Source organism: Haloarcula hispanica ATCC 33960, from assembly GCF_000223905.1.
Taxonomy (GTDB): Archaea; Halobacteriota; Halobacteria; order Halobacteriales; family Haloarculaceae; genus Haloarcula; species Haloarcula hispanica.
In genome coordinates this window covers 365,214-384,590 of sequence record NC_015943.1, presented here as the reverse complement: position 1 = coordinate 384,590, position 19,377 = coordinate 365,214, and the positions used below count along the sequence as shown (strand labels likewise).

At 62.1% G+C, this 19,377-nt stretch carries 14 protein-coding genes; 11 read left to right on the top strand and 3 right to left on the bottom strand.

Annotated features, from left to right (window positions below; all coding sequences use genetic code 11):
- Window positions 1-51 precede the first annotated feature (51 nt).
- The 3 genes from HAH_RS16920 (at window position 52) to HAH_RS16910 (ending at window position 4,701) form a co-directional block, all read left to right on the top strand.
- Complete coding sequence (locus HAH_RS16920; protein ID WP_014030919.1) at window positions 52-1,239, top strand: orc1/cdc6 family replication initiation protein; 1,188 nt, start codon at window positions 52-54, stop codon at window positions 1,237-1,239.
- A 243-nt stretch (window positions 1,240-1,482) separates the two neighbouring features.
- A complete protein-coding gene (locus tag HAH_RS16915) occupies window positions 1,483-2,232 on the top strand; it encodes a helix-turn-helix domain-containing protein (protein WP_014030918.1) in 750 nt (249 codons plus the stop codon).
- A 60-nt stretch (window positions 2,233-2,292) separates the two neighbouring features.
- Window positions 2,293-4,701 (top strand): heavy metal translocating P-type ATPase, encoded by a 2,409-nt coding sequence (locus tag HAH_RS16910; RefSeq protein ID WP_044952599.1) that lies wholly within the window; start codon window positions 2,293-2,295, stop codon window positions 4,699-4,701.
- Window positions 4,702-4,849: 148 nt separating this feature from the next.
- Here HAH_RS16910 and HAH_RS16905 read toward each other — a convergent pair whose 3' ends face one another.
- Both HAH_RS16905 and HAH_RS16900 read right to left on the bottom strand, forming a co-directional pair.
- The gene (locus HAH_RS16905) at window positions 4,850-6,088 is read right to left on the bottom strand and encodes an MgtC/SapB family protein (protein WP_014030916.1); all 1,239 of its coding nucleotides are present in this window, start codon (window positions 6,086-6,088) and stop codon (window positions 4,850-4,852) included.
- Window positions 6,089-6,307: 219 nt separating this feature from the next.
- A complete protein-coding gene (locus HAH_RS16900; RefSeq protein WP_023842938.1) occupies window positions 6,308-7,873 on the bottom strand; it encodes an ABC1 kinase family protein in 1,566 nt (521 codons plus the stop codon).
- A 289-nt stretch (window positions 7,874-8,162) separates the two neighbouring features.
- Here HAH_RS16900 and HAH_RS16895 point away from each other — a divergent pair, with 289 nt between their 5' ends.
- From HAH_RS16895 to HAH_RS16860, 8 genes are all read left to right on the top strand, one after another.
- Complete coding sequence (locus HAH_RS16895; RefSeq protein ID WP_014030914.1) at window positions 8,163-8,657, top strand: hypothetical protein; 495 nt, start codon at window positions 8,163-8,165, stop codon at window positions 8,655-8,657.
- A 3-nt stretch (window positions 8,658-8,660) separates the two neighbouring features.
- A complete protein-coding gene (locus HAH_RS16890) occupies window positions 8,661-10,166 on the top strand; it encodes a UbiD family decarboxylase (RefSeq protein WP_014030913.1) in 1,506 nt (501 codons plus the stop codon).
- On the top strand, window positions 10,163-11,566 hold the full coding sequence (locus HAH_RS16885) for a UbiD family decarboxylase (RefSeq protein WP_014030912.1): 1,404 nt from the start codon (window positions 10,163-10,165) through the stop codon (window positions 11,564-11,566). Before HAH_RS16890 ends, HAH_RS16885 begins: the two co-directional genes overlap by 4 nt.
- 170 nt (window positions 11,567-11,736) lie before the next feature.
- Window positions 11,737-13,419, top strand: a complete 1,683-nt coding sequence (locus HAH_RS16880) for an acyl-CoA synthetase (RefSeq protein WP_014030911.1) — start codon at window positions 11,737-11,739, stop codon at window positions 13,417-13,419.
- Window positions 13,420-13,464: 45 nt separating this feature from the next.
- Entirely contained in the window at window positions 13,465-14,631 is a 1,167-nt protein-coding gene (locus HAH_RS16875; RefSeq protein ID WP_014030910.1) for an acyl-CoA dehydrogenase family protein, read from the top strand.
- The gene (locus tag HAH_RS16870) at window positions 14,631-16,409 is read left to right on the top strand and encodes an acetyl/propionyl/methylcrotonyl-CoA carboxylase subunit alpha (RefSeq protein WP_014030909.1); all 1,779 of its coding nucleotides are present in this window, start codon (window positions 14,631-14,633) and stop codon (window positions 16,407-16,409) included. The genes HAH_RS16875 and HAH_RS16870 overlap by 1 nt, the downstream gene beginning before the upstream one ends.
- A gap of 2 nt (window positions 16,410-16,411) precedes the next feature.
- A complete protein-coding gene (locus HAH_RS16865) occupies window positions 16,412-18,130 on the top strand; it encodes an acyl-CoA carboxylase subunit beta (protein ID WP_014030908.1) in 1,719 nt (572 codons plus the stop codon).
- Window positions 18,131-18,133: 3 nt separating this feature from the next.
- Window positions 18,134-18,598, top strand: a complete 465-nt coding sequence (locus tag HAH_RS16860) for a MaoC family dehydratase (protein WP_014030907.1) — start codon at window positions 18,134-18,136, stop codon at window positions 18,596-18,598.
- Between the two features lie 41 nt (window positions 18,599-18,639).
- Here the strand turns inward: HAH_RS16860 and HAH_RS16855 are convergent, their stop codons facing one another.
- Window positions 18,640-19,362 (bottom strand): class I SAM-dependent methyltransferase, encoded by a 723-nt coding sequence (locus tag HAH_RS16855; RefSeq protein ID WP_014030906.1) that lies wholly within the window; start codon window positions 19,360-19,362, stop codon window positions 18,640-18,642.
- Between the last annotated feature and the right edge of the window lie 15 nt (window positions 19,363-19,377).

The window sequence follows — 19,377 nt, the reverse complement described above, 5'->3', positions numbered from 1 at the left end:
GGAAGCAGCGGAACCAAAGGTTAAGACACTCCGTGTTGCAACTACACACAAATGAGCGATATTACGTTTTCGCCCACCTCCACAATATTCGAACAACGCGAGGCACTACTCGAAGAGTGGACTCCTGAGGAGCTCGTCGGACGTGACGAGGAGCTCCAGAAGTATCACGCTGCTCTCCAGCCCGTCATCAACAACGAAACCCCGTCGAACATCTTCCTGTACGGGAAAAGTGGTGTCGGGAAGACTGCTGCCACTCGATACCTTCTCTCCGCCCTGGAACGCGATGCAGCAGATGTCGACGGACTGGACCTCAGTACGGTCGAAGTCAACTGCGATGGACTCAATTCGAGCTATCAGGCCGCGGTCGCAATCGTCAACACACTTCGTGATCCAGCGAATCAAATCTCCAACACCGGATATCCACAGGCTTCAGTGTATCAATTCCTCTTCGACGCACTCGATGATCTGGGCGGAACGGTACTCATCGTTCTCGACGAAGTCGATCACATCGAAGACGATTCGCTGCTGTACAAACTTCCTCGCGCCAGATCGAACGGTGACATCTCCGAAGCGAAACTGGGCGTCATCGGTATCTCGAACGATCTCGATTTCCGCAACCAGCTGTCCTCGAAAGTCCGGTCGAGTCTCTGTGAAAAGGAAGTGTCTTTCTCGGCGTACAACGCCAACGAGCTTCAGCTCGTTCTGAAACAGCGTGAGGCTGTCGCGTTTCGGGACGATGTCCTCGATGACGGCGTCATCGAAATGTGTGCTGCGTACGGCGCGAAAGACTCCGGGGACGCACGCCAGGCTCTGGACCTCCTCCTTGAGGCCGGAGACCTCGCTCGGGAGTACGACGATGAACTCGTAACGGAACATCACGTACGCGAAGCCCGGCAGCGGCTACAGACCGATCAGGTCGTTGAAGGTATCCGTAACTACTCCGATCACGGCCAACTCGTTCTCTATGCGCTCACCGGGCTCGCCGAAGACGATGACACGCCAGCCCGGACACGAGACATCCTGGGTGCGTATCAGGAGTTAGCCCGTGATGAGGGTCTGGACCCGGTTTCAGAGCGCTCGGTCCGTGACTATCTCGGTGAGCTCACACAACTCGGAATTGTGTCCTCAGCGGAGTACAACCGGGGGAAAGGCGGTGGAAAGTACAAGGAATTCGAGCTAGAGCAATCCATCAGCTCGATCAAAACAGGGCTGTCAGAACTCCTGAAAAAAAGCCCGTAACCCCACCGCTTCCGCTGTTAGCCACCCCACTGGTTCCGCTGTTAGACGGAGAGCAGACATAGACAATCTCTCCGACGGAATTCCGGACCGCGAGCGACAAGCCATTGCGATCCAATGAATGCGGGGCCTGTTCGATACCGATGACGTGCTCTGACTGTCGTCAACGATGAGCGGAGCGTCCCGAAGTCAAGGCTGAACGGCATCGTCCCGACGTGTTTTATCGAACCGCTGCTTACGATGCGTATGCGCGAACTCGTTTTCGCTCTCGACTACGAGCCGGGCTGCAACAGGGTTGCAGACGCTCTCGCCGAACACCCCAACGCCCGTGTCCGCTCGCTCTCGCTGCACGCCACTGCTGACCGTCTCTGGCGCGTCGACCACGCTACCGGAACTCCCGAGGCGCTCGACGCCATCGAAGACGCCTTTCTCACCAGCGACTACTACGCCGACTGTCTCGCCACCGAGGACTGCGGAGCCACCCAGACCACTCGCGTCCTCGACCGCGCCGACGACACGCTTGTCCTCTACTCCGACTGGGAACGCACCCCCGCCTGTGCTTCGGTTCCCCACATCGCCCGCGATCACCTCGGAGAGGGCGTACTGTTCGAGACGCGCCACGAGGGGCATCACTATACGTGGCGACTCATTCACTCCGGCGAGGGTAACGTGGCCGCGTTCTTCGACGACCTCGCGGCGGCCGTCGGGGAAAGTGCCCAGATGGAGATACTCCGCACTGCGGACACGACGGCGTCGATGCGAGAATCCGACGGGACACAGGGTGCCCTATCGCCGGAGCAAGAGGCCGCACTCCGGGCCGCTGTCGAGCACGGTTACTACGAGTCACCCCGAGAGGTCGACGTCGGCGAGTTAGCCGAGCACCTCGACGTCCCCCGGTCGACGCTCACCTACCGACTGCGTCGGGCTGAGGAACAGCTGGCGAAGCAGTACGTCGCGGGCAGCCGAGTGGGCGAGGAGTCCTCGGTATCACGTTGACCCATCGGGTTGGAATATTCCAACAAAGCCTTATCGAACTCACGCGCCTATCATGAAGTGATGACAGAGAATCCGGATTCGACGGGGCAGGCAAGTGGGGGCGGTCAGCAACAGGAGTTGACTGTCCGCCTCACAGTCCCCGAAATGGATTGCCCCTCCTGTGCCCAGAAAGTCGACAAAAGTCTCCAGCGTGTCGACGGCGTTGTCGACACCACGCTCCAGCCGACCACCGGTACAGCCAGTGTCACGTACGATTCCGAACGCACGGGCGAGGCAGACGTGGTCAAGGCGATCGAGGCTGCTGGCTACGAGGTCGTCGGCGGCCCGGCCTCCGACGGCGATGAGCAAGCGGAGATGGGTGGCGGCGCCGATATCGCGCCGCCCTCGGAGGTCTGGACGAGTCCCCGCGCCATGAAGACGTGGATCGGCGCGGCGCTGGTCACGTTCGGTCTCCTCTTCGAGTTTCTCCTGACAGCACAGAATATCGCGGTGGCAAGTGTTCTCGGCTATCCACTGGCCGTTGCCGACGTGCTGTTCCTGGGGGCCGTCGCCGCCAGCGGCGCCCCTGTCGTCCGCAGCGGCTACTACTCGGCGAAGAATCTGAGCCTCGACATCGACCTGCTGATGGGGACGGCTATCATCGCCGCGACCGGTATCGGCTACTTCGTCGAGGCCGCGACGCTGGCTGTCCTGTTCAGCATCGCCGAGCTGCTCGAAGACTACGCGATGGACAGGGCACGGGACTCCCTGCGCGAGCTGATGGAGCTATCACCGGACGAGGCTACCGTCATGCGTGACGGCGAGGAAGTGACGGTGCCCGCCGACGAGGTGGAAGTCGGTGAGACCGTGGTCGTCCGCCCTGGCGACAAAATCCCGCTCGACGGGACGGTCGTCGAGGGCGAGAGCGCGGTCGACCAGTCACCGATTACCGGCGAAAGTGTCCCCGTCGACAAGGCCGCTGGCGACGAAGTGTACGCCGGTGCCATCAACGAGGGTGGCTATCTCGAAGTGGAAGTCACGTCGACGGCGGGCGATTCGACGCTCTCGCGCATCATCGAGATGGTGCAGGGCGCACAGGCGAAAAAGACCGACACCGAGCAGTTCGTCGACCGGTTCTCGGGCTACTACACGCCGGTTGTCGTCGTGCTGGCGATTCTGACCGCCGCCATTCCGCCACTGGTCATCGCTGACCCAGTGTCAGTGAACGTGGCCGGGTACGGCGTCACGTTCGCCGGTGACTGGCAGACGTGGTTCATCCGCGGGCTCACGCTGCTGGTGATTGCGTGCCCCTGTGCCTTCGTCATCTCGACGCCCGTCTCGGTGGTCTCGGGCATCACCAGCGCCGCGAAGAACGGCGTCCTCATCAAGGGCGGTAACTACCTCGAAGCGATGGGCGGGGTCGACGCCGTCGCCGTCGACAAGACGGGCACGCTCACGAAGGGCGAACTCGCCGTCACCGACGTCGTCCCTGCCGGCGACACGGATGCGGCGACGCTCCTCAGTCACGCCGCCGGACTGGAGCGGCGCAGCGAGCATCCGATCGCCACGGCGATCCTCGCCCGTGCAAACGAGGAGGGTGTGGACGACCGCCCCGACCTGACGGGCTTCGAGAGCCTCACCGGGAAGGGTATCCGCGGGGAGATCGACGGCGAGACGTACTACGCGGGCAAGCCCGCGCTCTTCGAGGAACTGGGCTTCGATCTCTCGCGGGCCCGCCGCGACCCAGACGGTGTCCCCGGGAGCGGAGCGACCGGAGCCTCGTCAGCGCATCGGTCTGACGGTGGCATCGTGCCGGAAGAAACGGCTGCGTCCGACGACGGGGCGTTCGCCGAGGATGCACTCGCCGCACTGGAGCGGGAGGGCAAGACGGTCGTTATCGTCGGAACGGAGTCGAAGCTGCTGGGTGCCATCGCCATCGCCGACGAGGTACGCCCCGCCTCGAAGCAGGCTGTCCAGCGCTTACAGGAGCTGGGTGTCGAGCACGTCGTGATGCTGACCGGCGACAACGAGGGTACCGCCCGTGCTATCGCCGACGCGGTCGGCGTCGACGAGTACCGCGCCGAACTCCTGCCGGACGAGAAGGTCGATGCAGTCGAGGGGTTGCAGGCGGAGTACGGCGAGGTGGCGATGGTCGGCGACGGGATCAACGACGCGCCCGCGCTCGCCACCGCGGAAGTCGGTATCGCGATGGGCGCTGCTGGCACCGACACCGCGCTGGAAACGGCGGACATCGCACTAATGGGCGACGATATCGGGAAGCTCCCCTACCTGTACGAGCTGTCACACACCGCCAACGGCGTGATCCGGCAGAACATCTGGGTGAGCCTCGGCGCGAAGTTCCTGCTCGCACTGGGTGTCCCACTAGGGCTGGTTAGTGTCGCGCTCGCGGTCGTGGTCGGCGACATGGGGATGAGCCTCGGCGTCACCGGAAACGCGATGCGGCTGTCGCGAATCGAGCCGGACCGGTAATCTGACCGTCTGCCAGCCCATCACTGCGTTACAGGCTATTCTGCGGGCTTCTCGGAGCTTCCCGATATCTCGTACGTTCGCAGGTAGTTTCTTCACGGCTTCCGGACGCGATTTTTCGGGACTGACGTGGCTTCGGTGGCCCAACGGATTAGAGGACGACGACAGCGATGCCGGCGACGGCGACGATTCCAAGAGCGACCGTCACTCGCCGGCCCAGTTCGACCGTCCCCAGTAGCCACGCGAGTCCGGCTTTCGTGAGCGTATTCGCGATAGCGCCGATGACGATGCCGGTAGTCGCTACTTCGGGCGAGATCTCACCGTCCGCTTCGAGCGCGCTCAGCGTAAGCGTGATGGCGTCGACGTCAGCGAGCCCCGAGAGGAACGCAGTCGCATAGATACCCGAGTCGCCGAACCAGGTATTCGCGGACTGGGACACGAGGAGCACGATTGCGAAAACAGCGCCGAAAAACAGTGCCGGTCGGAGACGAAACGGGTTCTTGAGATCGGTCTCGACCGCGGACTCTGTCGTCGATTGCCAGTAGACGATGCCGGCGATACCCACGCCGACACCAGTCATTACTCCGAGCGGAACGACGACGCGAGGGAGTAAGGCCGGGTTGACGACGGCGACCTCGACGAGTGCGCGCGGGAACATGACGATCGACGCGACGACAATCGAGAACGAGCCGATCTTGTAGAGCTCTGGAGTTTCACTGATCCGCTCGGCCATCGAGACCGTCGTCGCGGTCGAAGAGACGAACCCGCCGAGGATTCCCGTGAGGGCGATCCCCCGCTTGGCTCCGAGAAACCGGCTCAAGATGTAGGCAGCGAAGCTCAGGCCGGTGACAAAGCCGACCATCAGCCAGATGAACCGCGGATTGAGGCCGTATAGGACATCGAGTTCACGATCAGGCAGGATCGGCAGCACGACCACCACGACGAGGATGAATTTGAGCGAGGCACGGCGTTCCCGCTCGTCGATCTGGTCGACGAAACTGTGGATCATGGGTTTCGCCGACATGAGGACAGTGACACTCCCGCCGAGAATGATCGCGAACAGCATCCCGCGTTCGGAGGACACTGCCAACGCACCCAGAAGGACAGTGAGCAAGGCAGCGGTCACCGTCGTGAGTCCGATATCCCCTTCAGTCAGCACTTTCCCGGCATACGCGACGGTCAGGGGGACTGCAATAGCGAGGACAGTGACGGGCAAGAGGGCCGGAAAGAACGCCTGGGCGGTTGCACCGACGAGGGCAAACAGCGGAAACGTCCGGCTGCCAGCGAACGTGCCCCCAGATTTCGCCTGTTCCCGTTCCAGTCCGATGAGAGCACCAATACCGAATGCAACGAGGAGACGAAGGAGGAGCGAATCGATGATCGCGACCATTCTCTAGGGGTTCATGCCTCCAAGTTGTCAAACTTCGGGTGTGAGAGCCGGTATCGGTCGTCTGCTGTGGCGACTTCGGAGCCGTGCTCGGTTTTTCCCTGATGACCGGAGAACTGCGCGAGCCATTCCGGATGAGCCGACTACACCTGTGCCGTCACCTGCATTCCGACTCTCGGTCGGATTGCTGTTTGTTCTTCTGGAGACCCGGTGAGGCAGGAGCTACGACTCGATGTCGACGAGGTAGACGAGGAGAAAGCCGGCGGCGACGGCAAGTACTGGGATCTCGTACGGACGCTGGTGAAAGGTCAGAATCGCTGCTGCCACGATGAGCGCTCCGGCGATCACCGCGTAACCGAGATTCCGCTCCCCTATTCCATGTCCATCAGCCGGTTCCGTACGGACGACCAGTTCACCACGTTCGAGCCGATACAACGTTCGGTCGACTCGTGACGGGACCCGTGCCAGCGCGGGAAGCGACCGGCGCACGTCCGCCCACGTTTCCTCGATGATTGCGTCCAATTCACTCTCGATGAGGTTCTGTTCGACGAGAAACGAGCGAACAGCGGCGAGGAAGTCGAACTCCGGATCGAGCTGTCGACAGACGCCCTCACCGACGGTCCCGACACGGATGAGTAGCATCACGTCCGGCGGAATCCGAAACGGGAACGCACGGAGGTTCGTCGTCAGCTCCGTGATGATCTGCCGCCAGGTGATCTCCGACTGGCCTTCGAGGTTCTCGATGACAAGTTCGAGCACCCGGCCGACCTCGGCGCGGTTGACGTGTGGTTCGAGGACATCGAGCGCGATGAGCGCGTCCACCAGGTCGTCCACGTCACGACGGACGAGTGCCCGATAGAGGGCGATGATATCGTCCTGAACCGTCGGTGGCAGGCGTTCGCTCATGCCGAAATCGAAGAGTAACAGATGGCCGTCGTCTGTGACGCCGAGGTTGCCCGGATGGGGGTCAGCGTGGAACACGCCGTCGACGAGACCCATCTCCAGGTACACATTGATGATCCGTGTCGCCATCTCGTGTGGCGTCACGTCGACATCGTCGAAAGCGTCGTCGTCGGTTATTTTCCGACCGGTCAGATACTCCATAGCTAACACGCGCTCAGAGCACAGGTCTTCGTAGATGGCAGGGATGACGACTCGCTCATCGTCGTCGAAGTTCTCCCTGATATCGGCCATGATCGTCGCTTCACGCTTGAAATCCAACTCGTTCAGGATGATGTCCTCAAAATCGTCAGCCGCGTTTTGGATCGAATACTGCTGGCGTTCGGTAGCGAAGGGGCGAATCAGCGGAAGCAGCCCCCGGACCACCCGGAGGTCACGCGTTATCACGGGTTTCAATTCGGGACGTCGAACTTTCAGTGCGATTCGCTCACCCCGATAGTCTGCCGTATAGACGTACGCGAGCGACCCGCCGGCGACCGGTTCGAGCGTCGACTGATCGAGTTCGTCGCCCAGTTCTTCCGCGACGACGTGTTTTGGATCGCCCCCTGCACCCTCTGGCACTTCGTCCTGAAGGGTTCCGAAAACGTCGGCATACACCGGTGGAACGATATCTGGGCGCGTCGAGAGTACCTGCCCGACTTTGATGAAGGCCGGTCCGAGTTCGAGCATCGTATCCCGGATCTGCTCGGCCCGTTGTCGATGCTTCTCGTCTGGAACCTGTCTTCGTGAGCCAAAAAGGACGAACCGCCGACGGTCACGGAGAAATGACAGCGCGAAGGGTAAAAACCGGACGATAACGACCAGGTACCGGCGAAACAATCCGTTCATCTATCGAAGCGAAAACGGCTGAGTCGCGTCAATTGGCAGTGCATACTCTGGCTTCGATCAAGCGGCATATATAACTGAAGGAAACATTATACTGGCTCGTGTAAATATACACTTTCTGACAACCTCTCAATACTAGTGATCCGCGCATTTCAGCTCACAGAGCCCGATTCGAGCGACAAACTGTGCCTGGGATGCACGGGTCAGTGAAACGGTGGACTGACGACGGTACATATATGCAATAGGGACAAGAGGTTGCTAAGAACATCAGCAAAACAACTGAGGGCAGGTAATGTCGAACCACTACATCACGTCAGCAGACCATCTCCCCGAAGAAGCACAGACAGAGACCACACTACAGATCACGGATGCCCAAACGAAACGCATTTTCGAGGCACGCGTTCGGATTGCCAAAGACCCCGATGCGCTCACTGACCCGGAACCGCTAACAATCGTCGCCGGGCCACACGAGAGCGTCAGCGAGACCAGATACGTCGAACTGCTCGACGAGACTGAGGCGACTGGTATCGATCAGGAGCTGGTGACGCATCTGGCGGCCGAACAGGAGACGGCGTCGAACATCCTCAATACACGATCCGACGATCTGAAGGTCCTCTTACAGTATCTCGTCGAGACAGGCGAGTACGAGTCAACGGCCGATGCGCTTCGCGAGATCGCGTTCGACCAGCTCGCCACAGAACGACCGGCCCTGCTTGACGCCTACGCTGAGGTCCGCCGTGAACTCGACGACGACCCACTGAGGCGCGTGCTGGAACAACAGGAGTGATCTATGTCGGTTAGTTCGCTCCGCGAGTACCTCGATTTGCTCGACACGACCGGTTGGCTCCGGTCCTTTGACCAACCGGTGTCGTGGGACCTCGAAGCGAGCGCGGCGACGATGCTCGCCAATATCCGCGACGGCCCGATTCCGGTGTTCGAGTCCATCGCAGGGCTAGAGACGGAGTCGAAACTGGTTGGCGATCCGTACCGCGGCCCCCAGACGCGTCCCTGGGATCACTTCGCCCGCGCGCTGGGACTCTCAGGCGGCCTTTCGGGCCGTACGTACTACGACCGAGTGATTGATCGCCTCAACGCGCCACAAGCGCCCCGAACTGTCGCGAGCCAGGAGGCCCCCTGCAAAGAAACAGTGCGGACGGGGAACGAGGTCGACCTCCTGTCGTTTCCGTGGCCATATATCCATGAGGGCGACGGGGGACGGTACTCGAATCTCCACACCATCGTCGCACCGGACCCCGACACGGAGTGGGGGACCTGGTCGAGCCATCGCATGATGATCCACGACTCCTCCCAGGCCAGTCTGCTGTTACTGGCCGGCGAGCAGGTACCCAACCGCTACTACTACGACTACGAACCCCGGGGCGAACCGATGCCCGTCGCGGTCGTCATCGGTGCCGAACCCACCGTCGAGTGTACTGCGGATATGTGGATTCCGACAGGCCGGAGCGAAGCGGCATTCGCGGGCGGCCTGAAAAGCGAGCCTGTGGACCTCGTCCAGTGCGAAACCAATGACCTGTACGTCCCGGCGACGGCCGAGTTAGTTCTCGAAGGCCACGTTCGACCCGACGACCGCCTCGACGAGGGGCCGTTCGGCGACTACTTCGGCTACATGAACGGCCCGCGACGCTCCATGCCGGTGTTCGAGGTCGATGCGATCACCCACCGCCACGAACCGCGAATACCGTTTTGTGTCGAGGGGAGCGGTGTCGGATACGGGCAAAACTCGACCAGTACGCTCCGGCTCGTCGCGGCCGGCCCCGACGCGACTGTCGGTCTTCGGGCCGCCGGATTCGACGTTGCGATGGCGGTCCCGTGGCGATTCACCTCTCGCACCGTCTGGGTCATCGCGACGGATCGACCGTATCCGGGCTATCTCCACGAACTGGCGAACTTCATTTTCACGACGTGGGGGATGCTCCACATCGATTTCTTCGTGTTTGTCGACGCTGCTGTCGACCCGCTCGACCCACGGGCAGTCTTGACAGCTATCGCGCTTGAGGCCGATCCGGACGCCGACTTCCATCAGTTCGGCGTCGAGCGAATGCCGAAAGTTCCGCTCAACATCTACCAGACGCCCGACGAGAAGGGCAACGCGGACGTGGGGACGTCGAAGGCGAAGACGGCCAAAGCCTACATTGACGCAACGACCGACGGTGACGCGGCGGAGATGGCAGCGACCACAGAAACCCGGAAGCGAGCCCAGGAGCGGCTGGTCGAAGCGGGCCTAAACGCTGCGCGGTTCGACCGGCTTGACGAGCGGGAGGGGCAGTCACAGTGATACCGTTCACGCAGTACGTCCGCGGACTGGCCGGCGACGACGACCTCGTCCGACTCGACGGCCCGTTCGAAGTCCCGGTGGACGTGCTTGCGGCGGAGGCGCTCCGGGCGAGTGGGCCGGCGCTTCGATTCCAGCGAGCCGCCGGCAGTGATCTAGTTAGCGGTGTGTTCAGCGGCCCGGACCAGACACACCAGCGCGAGGCCAGGCCGTGGTCGCGGCTGTCGCTCGGCCTCGGACTCGACCCGGAAGCCATGCTCGTTGATCTACTGGAGACGATCAGCACTCTCGGCCCGGCCGGCGGGAACCTGAACCCGACATACACGGGTCAGGCGGCCTCGGGAACAGATATCGACGCACAGGACTTGCGGTTCCCGCAGGGCGAAACCGATACGTGGCCCGCAGTGACGCTTGGCGTCGCATCGGTCTCGACCGCTGACGGCACACACTGGGCACCGGTTCACGGCTCGGTCGTGGGCGGCGACACGCTCAGAGTGCGTGTCCCAGACACGCTGTCGTCGCTTGTCGGCGAAGGGACGACGATGACGATAGCGCTCGGCGTGCCGCCGGCGGCGATCACGACGGCGTACCTGCTCGCTGTCACCGAGCAAACTGCCACGCCGATCCAGTCCTGTGGGGTGACCGGAACCGTCCCGCTCGTCCCGACCAATGGCGGCCTCGTCCCGAGCGCGACGGAGGTCGTCATGGAGACGACGGTCGTGGACTGCAAGCCGGACTTCCGGTCCGACCGTCGAGAGGGCTGGGAATACGTCATCGAGAGCGGCCCGCTCTCGCTGTCGGTCGAGCGCGTCCGCACTACTGAAAACCCGGTCATCCCCGTCTCCCCCGTCGGTCGCCCACTCGCGGATGACACCCGTCTCACGGGGCTCGTGACCGCCGCAGCGCTCTATCACCGACTCAACAACTACTGGGGCATCTCGCCAGTCGAATGGATTATGCTGCCGGCAGAGGCTGAACTCGGTATCTGTTTCGTCGCTAGTGACGTGCTCTACGGCGGCTTCGAGTGGCAACTCGCGAACATCCTCTTTTCGTTCTCGTCGCTTTTCGACACAGTCGTTATCGTCGATGAAGACGTTCCGCCACAGGACTTCGGCCGCGTTCTGGCCGATATCTGGCTGAAATCCCACCCCGCCCGCGACTGGACGTTCAGCGAACCGGATGCACCGGCAGCGACACGCCCTCACTATCGACGAGACAACGAAACCGGCTCGCGCCTGTACGTGAACGCGGCGTGGGACCCGCGCTGGAAGGAAACCTACATCGCGCCGCGAGTCACGTTCGAGAACTCCTTCCCGAACGACGTCCGCGACGTGGCTCGTGTCCTGTGGGACGAACCCGACACCGCTCCCGGAGAGACGACTGAAAACGAATCGCCCCACTGAATATGTCTCTCGCGTGTATATATCTTCGAATATGTTGTAATCAGTTCTGTTTACGCCATACTGAAATCGAATAATACCTAGGTAGGAATGAAAAATAAAATAGATTCAATACGTTTTTCGCAAAAAGTAACCGGTACAGTTATACCAGAATCCGGTATTCCGAGCGGTGTATGGTCACCAGCCACAACCTCCCGGACTACGACACAGCGCGAAACGAGTTCTCCTGGGACGATATATACGCGGCAGCGGACTGGGACGCACCAAACGAGCTGAACATCGGGCACGAAGTCGCCGACCGTCACGCGACCGACCGGGGCCAGGTCGCACTCTACCAGGTCGGGACCGACGGAGAGCTGTCGAAAATGACGTTCTGGGAGCTTGCTGACCGTTCGAGCCAGTTCGCCAACGTTCTCGACGACCTCGGGGTCGCCCAGGGTGACCGGGTCTTTTCATACATGCCCCGGATTCCGGAGCACTACGTGGCGCTGGTCGGCACGCTCAAACACGGTGCCGTCTGGGGAAGTGTCAACGAGCGGTTCGGCCCCGACGGCATCTCGTACCGTCTGGACGACTGCGACGCGAAGGTCGTCGTCACCACGACCGACAATCGCGACACGGTCGAAGACGCGCTGGACGAGGCCCCGTCGGTCGAACACGTACTCACCGTTGACCGCGGGGGCGGCGCACCCGCTGACGACGTGGTGTTCAATACCGCGCTTGATGGCGCGAGCACGGCGTACGAGGTCGCTGAGACCAGCGGGGAAGACGACGCGCTGCTGTACTACACTTCGGGAACGACCGGGCTGGCCAAGGGTGTCCTCCACAAACAGCGCTGGATCGCCGGCGTCGCGGCAACACAGAAGTACGCCGTGGACCTTCAAGACGGCGACCTGTACTGGTCGACCGGTGACCTCGGCTGGCTGACGGGTGCAATCAACACCCTCGGTGCCTGGTTCTGGGGTGCGTCGCTGTTCACGTACGAAGGCGAGTTCGACACCGACGAGTGGGCCGCCCTGCTCGACGAATACCCGATTAGCGTCCTGTTCTCGGTTCCGACGGCGTACCGGATGCTCCGGGAGAACGAGGAGGTCCTTGCGGATGTCGACCTCGATTTGCGGCATGCGCTTTCCATCGGCGAACCGCTCAGCGCCGGCGTCGTCGAGTGGGGAGAAGACGAACTCGGCGTCACGATTCTGGATACGTACGGCCAGACTGAGACCGGGAACATGATCATCAACAACTATCCAACGATGGACCTCCGGCCCGGGTCGATGGGGAAACCACTCCCCGGAATCGAGGCCGACATCGTCGACCCACAGAGCGGCGAGGTTCTGGAACCCGGTGAGACGGGCGAAATCGCACAGCGCGGCGACTACCCGTGTTTCTTCGCCGAGTTCTGGAACAAGCCCGAGAAGACCCAGCGGGCATTTATCGACGGTCCAGACGGGAAATGGTATCTCTCGGGTGATCTGGCACACAAAGACGAGGACGGCTACTTCTGGTTCGAGGGGCGTGCGGACGACGTGATCCTCTCTGCTGGCTACCGCATCGGGCCGTTCGAGGTCGAGAGTTCGCTGGGTGAACACGACGCGGTCGCCGAGGCGGCAGTCGTCCCCAAACCACACGAGGCGCGAGGGAACATCGTCAAGGCCTATGTCGTGCCGAGCGAGGACGCTGAGCCATCCGCCTCGCTCAAAGAAGACATCCAGAGCTACGTGAAAGAAGAGCTCTCAGCACACGAGTACCCGCGCGAAATCGAGTTCCGGGAGGGCCTACCCAAAACAGTGACCGGGAAAATTCGCCGAACCGAACTCCACGACGACGCCGAAGCAGAAGCCGAAGTCGAATCCTGACACAGGGTATCAAGCAGTACGAGTGCCAACGCAGACACAACCACAATGAATTTCGAAGAAACAGAGGAACGCTCGATGATTCGGTCGACCGCGGCGGACGTGGCGGCCGAGTACGGACCGGAGTACTGGCGCGAGAAAGAGGAAGCAGGCGAGTTCGGAGAGGAATTCTGGGACGAACTGGCCGCGGCCGGCTTCCACGGCCTGCTGGTCCCGCCGGAGTACGAAGGGGCTGGTATGGGCATCCAGGAGATGGGGCTGGTCATGGAGACGCTCTGTGCCGAGGGCTGTGGCATGGCAGGCACCTGGTATCTGGTGCTCACCGCCGGCATGGCCGCTGCCGGTATCAGCGAGAGCGGAACAGAAGCGCAGAAGCAGACCTATCTGCCGGACATCGCCAACGGCAAGCGAAACTTCTCTATCGGCATCACGGAGCCCGAGGCCGGGACAAACACGCTGAACGTCGCCACCCGCGCGGAGAAAGACGGCGACGAGTACGTTCTGAACGGGAACAAGGCCTGGATTACCTTCGCCGACCGGGCTGACAACATGATTCTCGTCACGCGCACGACCCCACGCGACGAGGTCGAGCGCGGGACCGACGGTATAAGCCTGTTTATCGTCGATATGGACGACCCCGGCATCGACGTGTCCCCGATTCCCAAACACGGCATCAACTACTCGAAGTCCTGTGAAGTCTTCATCGAGGACGTTCGGGTCCCCGAGGAGAACCTCCTGGGGGAGGAAGACGACGGCTGGTGGACTCTGGTCGATATGCTGAACCCGGAACGCATCGGCTTTGCGGCCGCCGGGACCGGTATCGGCAAACTGGCCGCCGACACTGCTATCGAGTACGCTAGCGACCGGGAGGTGTTTGGCGCGCCTGTCGGGAGCCATCAGGCGGTGTCGTTCCCGATCACCAAGGCGTACGCCCGCATGGAAACGGCGGCGCTCATGCGTGAGAAGGCCTCTTGGCTCTACGACCAGGGCGAGGAGTGCGGGTACGAGACGAACGTCGCGAAGGCGACGGCCGTCAGTGCTGGCATCGAAGCGGTCAAGCAATCCATGCAGGCGTTCGGCGGCTGGGGCTACGCGAAGGAGTACGACGTCGAACGCTGGTGGCGCGAAATCAACCTGACACGGCTGGCCCCGGTTTCCCAGCAGATGGCGTACAACCACATCGGGCAGCACCTCGGCTTCCCCAGATCCTACTAATGTTCGAGAAAGTCCTTGTCGCAAACCGCGGCGAAATCGCGGTCCGTGTGATGGCTGCGTGTGAAGAGCTGGGTATCGAAACGGTCGCCGTCTACAGCGATGCCGACCGCAACGCCGGCCACGTTGAGTACGCCGACGACGCATACAACGTCGGCCCGGCACCCGCAAGCGAGTCGTACCTCGACCAGACCGCGATACTCGATGTTGCCGAGCGGGCCGGGGCCGACGCGATCCATCCCGGGTACGGCTTCCTCGCGGAAAACGCCGCGTTCGCTACCCGCGTCGAAGCCGCCGACGGAATCACCTGGGTCGGGCCGCCAAGCGACGCGATGGAGACGCTGGGTGAAAAGACGAAAGCCCGGACGGTGATGCAGGACGCCGGCGTCCCGGTCGTCCCCGGCACGACGGACCTCGTCAGCGAGCCGGACGAAGTGCGCGAACTGGGTGCCGAGTACGGCTACCCCATCGCGATAAAAGCCGAAGGTGGCGGCGGCGGTCGTGGCATGAAGATCGTCCGGAGCGAGGCCGAGGTCGCGGAGGCGCTCAAGAGCGCGAAGCGCGAGGGGGAAGCCTACTTCGGCAACGATTCCGTGTACGTCGAAAAGTACCTCGAAGCACCGAAACACGTCGAAGTGCAGGTGCTTGCAGACGAACACGGCAACGTCCGTCATCTGGGCGAGCGCGACTGCTCGCTCCAGCGTCGCCACCAGAAGGTCATCGAGGAAGCCCCGAGTCCCGCTCTCGATGCCGAACTGCGGACGCAGATCGGCGAGGCCGCCAGACGCGGTGTCAGCGAAGCCGGGTACACGAACGCCGGCACGGTGGAGTTCCTCGTCGAGGACGGGGAGTTCTACTTCATGGAGGTGAACACCCGCATTCAGGTCGAACACACCGTCACCGAGGCTGTGACGGGCATCGACATCGTTCGCTGGCAGCTCCGGGTCGCCGCGGGCGAGCAACTGGACTTTACACAGGAAGACGTGTCGATAGACGGACACGCCGTCGAGTACCGAATCAACGCGGAGAACCCGGCCGAGGACTTCGCGCCGACGCCGGGACCGCTGACGACGTACGCGCCGCCAAGCAGTATCGGTGTGCGGCTCGACCACGCAGTCTCGCAGGGCGACGAGATCGGGGGCGACTACGACTCGATGATCGCGAAGCTCATCGTCGCTGGCGAGGACCGGGACCACTGTCTGGACCGGTCGAGGCGTGCCCTCGACCATTTCACCGTGGAGGGTGTCCACACGACCATCCCGTTCCATCGATTGATGCTGGACGACGACACGTTCCGCGCCGGGACGCACACGACGAAATACCTCGATCAGGAACTCGCCGATGATGCCCTCGACGCGGCTGTTGCACGATGGGGGACTGACGAGGTCGGTGGCGACGCCTCGGCGGCGTCAACGGATCAAATCGCTGTCGAAGTCGATGGGAAGCGCTTCGATGTCGTCGTTACGGACGGACTGCCCCGCATCTCCCGTGATGGCAACGCCAGTGGCGGCTCCGGCAGTGGCACTTCGGGCGGCAACTCATCCGGTGGCGGCCCGGTGGCCACGTCGGGTGCGATTACGGCTGAGATGCAGGGCACTATCCTCTCGACCGAAGTCGCGCCCGGTGACGATATCGCAGCGGGCGATGTCGTCTGCGTGCTGGAGGCGATGAAAATGGAAAACGACGTGGTGGCATCCACGGGCGGCACTGTCGCGTCCGTCCCGGTCGCGGAGGGCGACTCCGTAGACATGGGTGACACCTTGGTTGTACTGGAGGAGTAAGTATGCAAGTCAGAATTTCAGACGACGCGACCGAATCGGAAGCACAGGCCATTGCCGAGGCGCTGGCGACACACTTTGAGGACGACATTACCCTCGTCATTGACAGCGGCGAAACGGTCGCCAGTGCCACGTACGACAGCACTCGACGGGACGAATCCACGGAACCGGTCGACGACGACCTCGGTCCGACCGAACGCGAAGAGGCCCTGCGCGAGGAGATTGCAGAGATCCTTGAAGGCGGGCCGGAAAAGTACAAGGAGCAGTTACCTGAGGAGGGCAAGCTGTTCGTCCGGGACCGTATCGACCTGTGGTTCGGTGACGATTTCCTGTTCGAGGACGGGAAATTTGCGGAGTTCGACGCCGACGACCAGCTCCCGGCTGACGGGCTCATCACGGGGGCCGCGGAGTTCGAGGGCCGTGACCTGCATTTCATGGCCAACGATTACACGGTCAAACGTGGCAGCATGGCGGCAAAGGGTGTCGAGAAGTTCCTCCGGATGCAACAGCGGGCACTGAAAACCGGGCGTCCGGTGCTGTACCTGATGGACTCCTCGGGCGGCCGTATCGACCAGCAGACGGGCTTTTTCGCCAACCGCGAAGGTATCGGGAAGTTCTACTACAACCACTCGATGCTATCGGGGCGGGTCCCGCAGATCTGTGTGCTGTACGGTCCCTGTATCGCCGGTGCAGCCTACACGCCGGTGTTCGCGGACTTCACCGTCATGGTTCGGGACATGAGCGCAATGGCCATCGCCAGCCCCCGGATGGTCGAAATGGTCACCGGCGAAAAGATCAGCCTCGACGACCTCGGAGGCCCTGCTGTCCACGCACAGCACTCCGGGAGTGCGGACCTCATCGCTGACGACGAGGAACACGCCCGCGAACTCGTCGCGAAACTCATCGGCTATCTGCCAGACAACGCCGACGAAGACCCACCACAGACCAGTGGGACGGCCCCGAAGCGCTCGCCGGAGGGTATCGACGCCGTTGTCCCGGACAAGCCGAACAAGGGTTACGATATGTTTGACGTGATTGAGCGGGTCGTCGACGCCGGGTCGACGCTCGAACTCCGGCCCGAATACGGCAAGGAGATAATCACGTCGTTCGCCCGGATAGACGGGCGGCCAGTCGGAGTTATCGCCAATCAGCCAGCCCAGCGTGCCGGGGCCATCTTCCCGGACGCGGCGGAGAAAGCCGCCCAGTTCATCTGGACCTGTGACGCCTACAACATCCCGCTGCTGTATCTCTGCGATACGCCGGGGTTCATGGCCGGGTCTGGCGTCGAGAAAGAGGGCATCCTCGAACAGGGCAAGAAGATGATCTACGCCACGTCTTCGGCGACAGTGCCCAAGCAGTCCGTTGTGGTCAGGAAGGCCTACGGCGCGGGCATTTACGCGATGTCCGGTCCCGCCTACGACCCCGAGTCGACAATCGGCCTTCCGAGTGGGGAAATCGCGATCATGGGACCTGAAGCGGCTATTAACGCCGTCTACGCCCGCAAGCTCTCCGAGATCGACGACGAGGACGAGCGACAGCAAAAGGAGCAGGAACTCCGCGAGGCCTACCGCGAGGATATCGACATTCATCGAATGGCTAGCGAGGTCGTCGTCGACGACATCGTCCCGCCGAGCGACCTCAGAACGGAACTGACGAACCGCTTTGCGTTCTACGAGACCGTCGAGAAAGACCTCCCGGACAAGAAACACGGGACCATCCTCTGAGCTATGACAGGACGCTACTACGAAGAGTTCGAGGTCGGCGAGACCATCGAACACGAGAAGCGCCGTACCGTCAGCGAGCGCGACAATCAACAGTTCTGCGATATGACGATGAACCAGCAGCCGCTCCATCTCGACGCCGAGTTCGCGGCCGAGACGGAGTTCGGCGAGCGACTGGTCAACGGGCTCTACACGATGAGTGTCGCTGTCGGACTGACCATTCCAGAGACGACCGATGGCACCATCGTCGCGAACCTGTCCTACGACAGCGTCGAGCATCCGAACCCGGTGTTTCACGGCGACACGATCCGCGTGCAGTCGACCGTGACCGACAAACGCGAGACCAGCGACGGTGACCGCGGCATCGTCACGATGCACGTCGAGGTGTTCAAGCTCGCAGATTCGGACGACGTCCTCGTCTGTGAGTTCGACCGCACCGTGCTGTCGCTGAAACGGGACCACGCCGAGTGACGCTGTGACCGCTCGACGGACGAACCGCAGATTCAAGTCACCTATTCGGGCACACCGACGACCCAGCGCCATCGTTGCTCGAACGTGCCGTCGAGAGCGCCGAGGAGTTCACGGGCTTGCCGCACTCGTTTCTCCGTTTCGAGTTTCGGATAGAGCCGTGCGGCCATCGCGGGAATCGCGTGGAATAGCCGAATATTTTCGGCACTTGTCGAAAATTTCCAGGTTCCTGTAGTCGCCGAGAACTCAGCCGCGAGGGCGTCCCGAATAGCCGGTGTATCAGTCGGGGAGCGCGACTCGCGCTCGAACTGCTCGAACGCGTCTGTGCCGTCAGAATCGAACCAGCCAAGCGGTGCGACGGCCCCGACCACTCCACCAGACCGGAGGACTCTGGCAGCTTCCCGTACTGCAGTCGCTGGGTCGGGGACCAGAAAGAGCGAGGCGGTAAACGCGACGCCGTCGACTGACTGGTCACTGAGCGGCAGGTGGTCGAAATCGGCCTGCAGTCGGGCCGTGGACTCGATCTCGCTCAGCATCTCGCGGCTGATATCAAGGGCAATCGTGTCCGCTGTTGTCTCGGTGAATACGCGTGTGCTCACGCCTGTTCCTGCGCCCGCATCGAGAACTGTCCCGAGGCCGCCGTCAGTACGAGCATCCATTTCGGCGGCGAGCAGGCGTGCGAGCGACGTGAAGCGATTGGTCCGCCGCTCGTAGGTCGTGTAGGCGTCGACGCTGGCATCGAAGTTCTGCCGGACGACGTCTTTCATACACGACAGCACAGT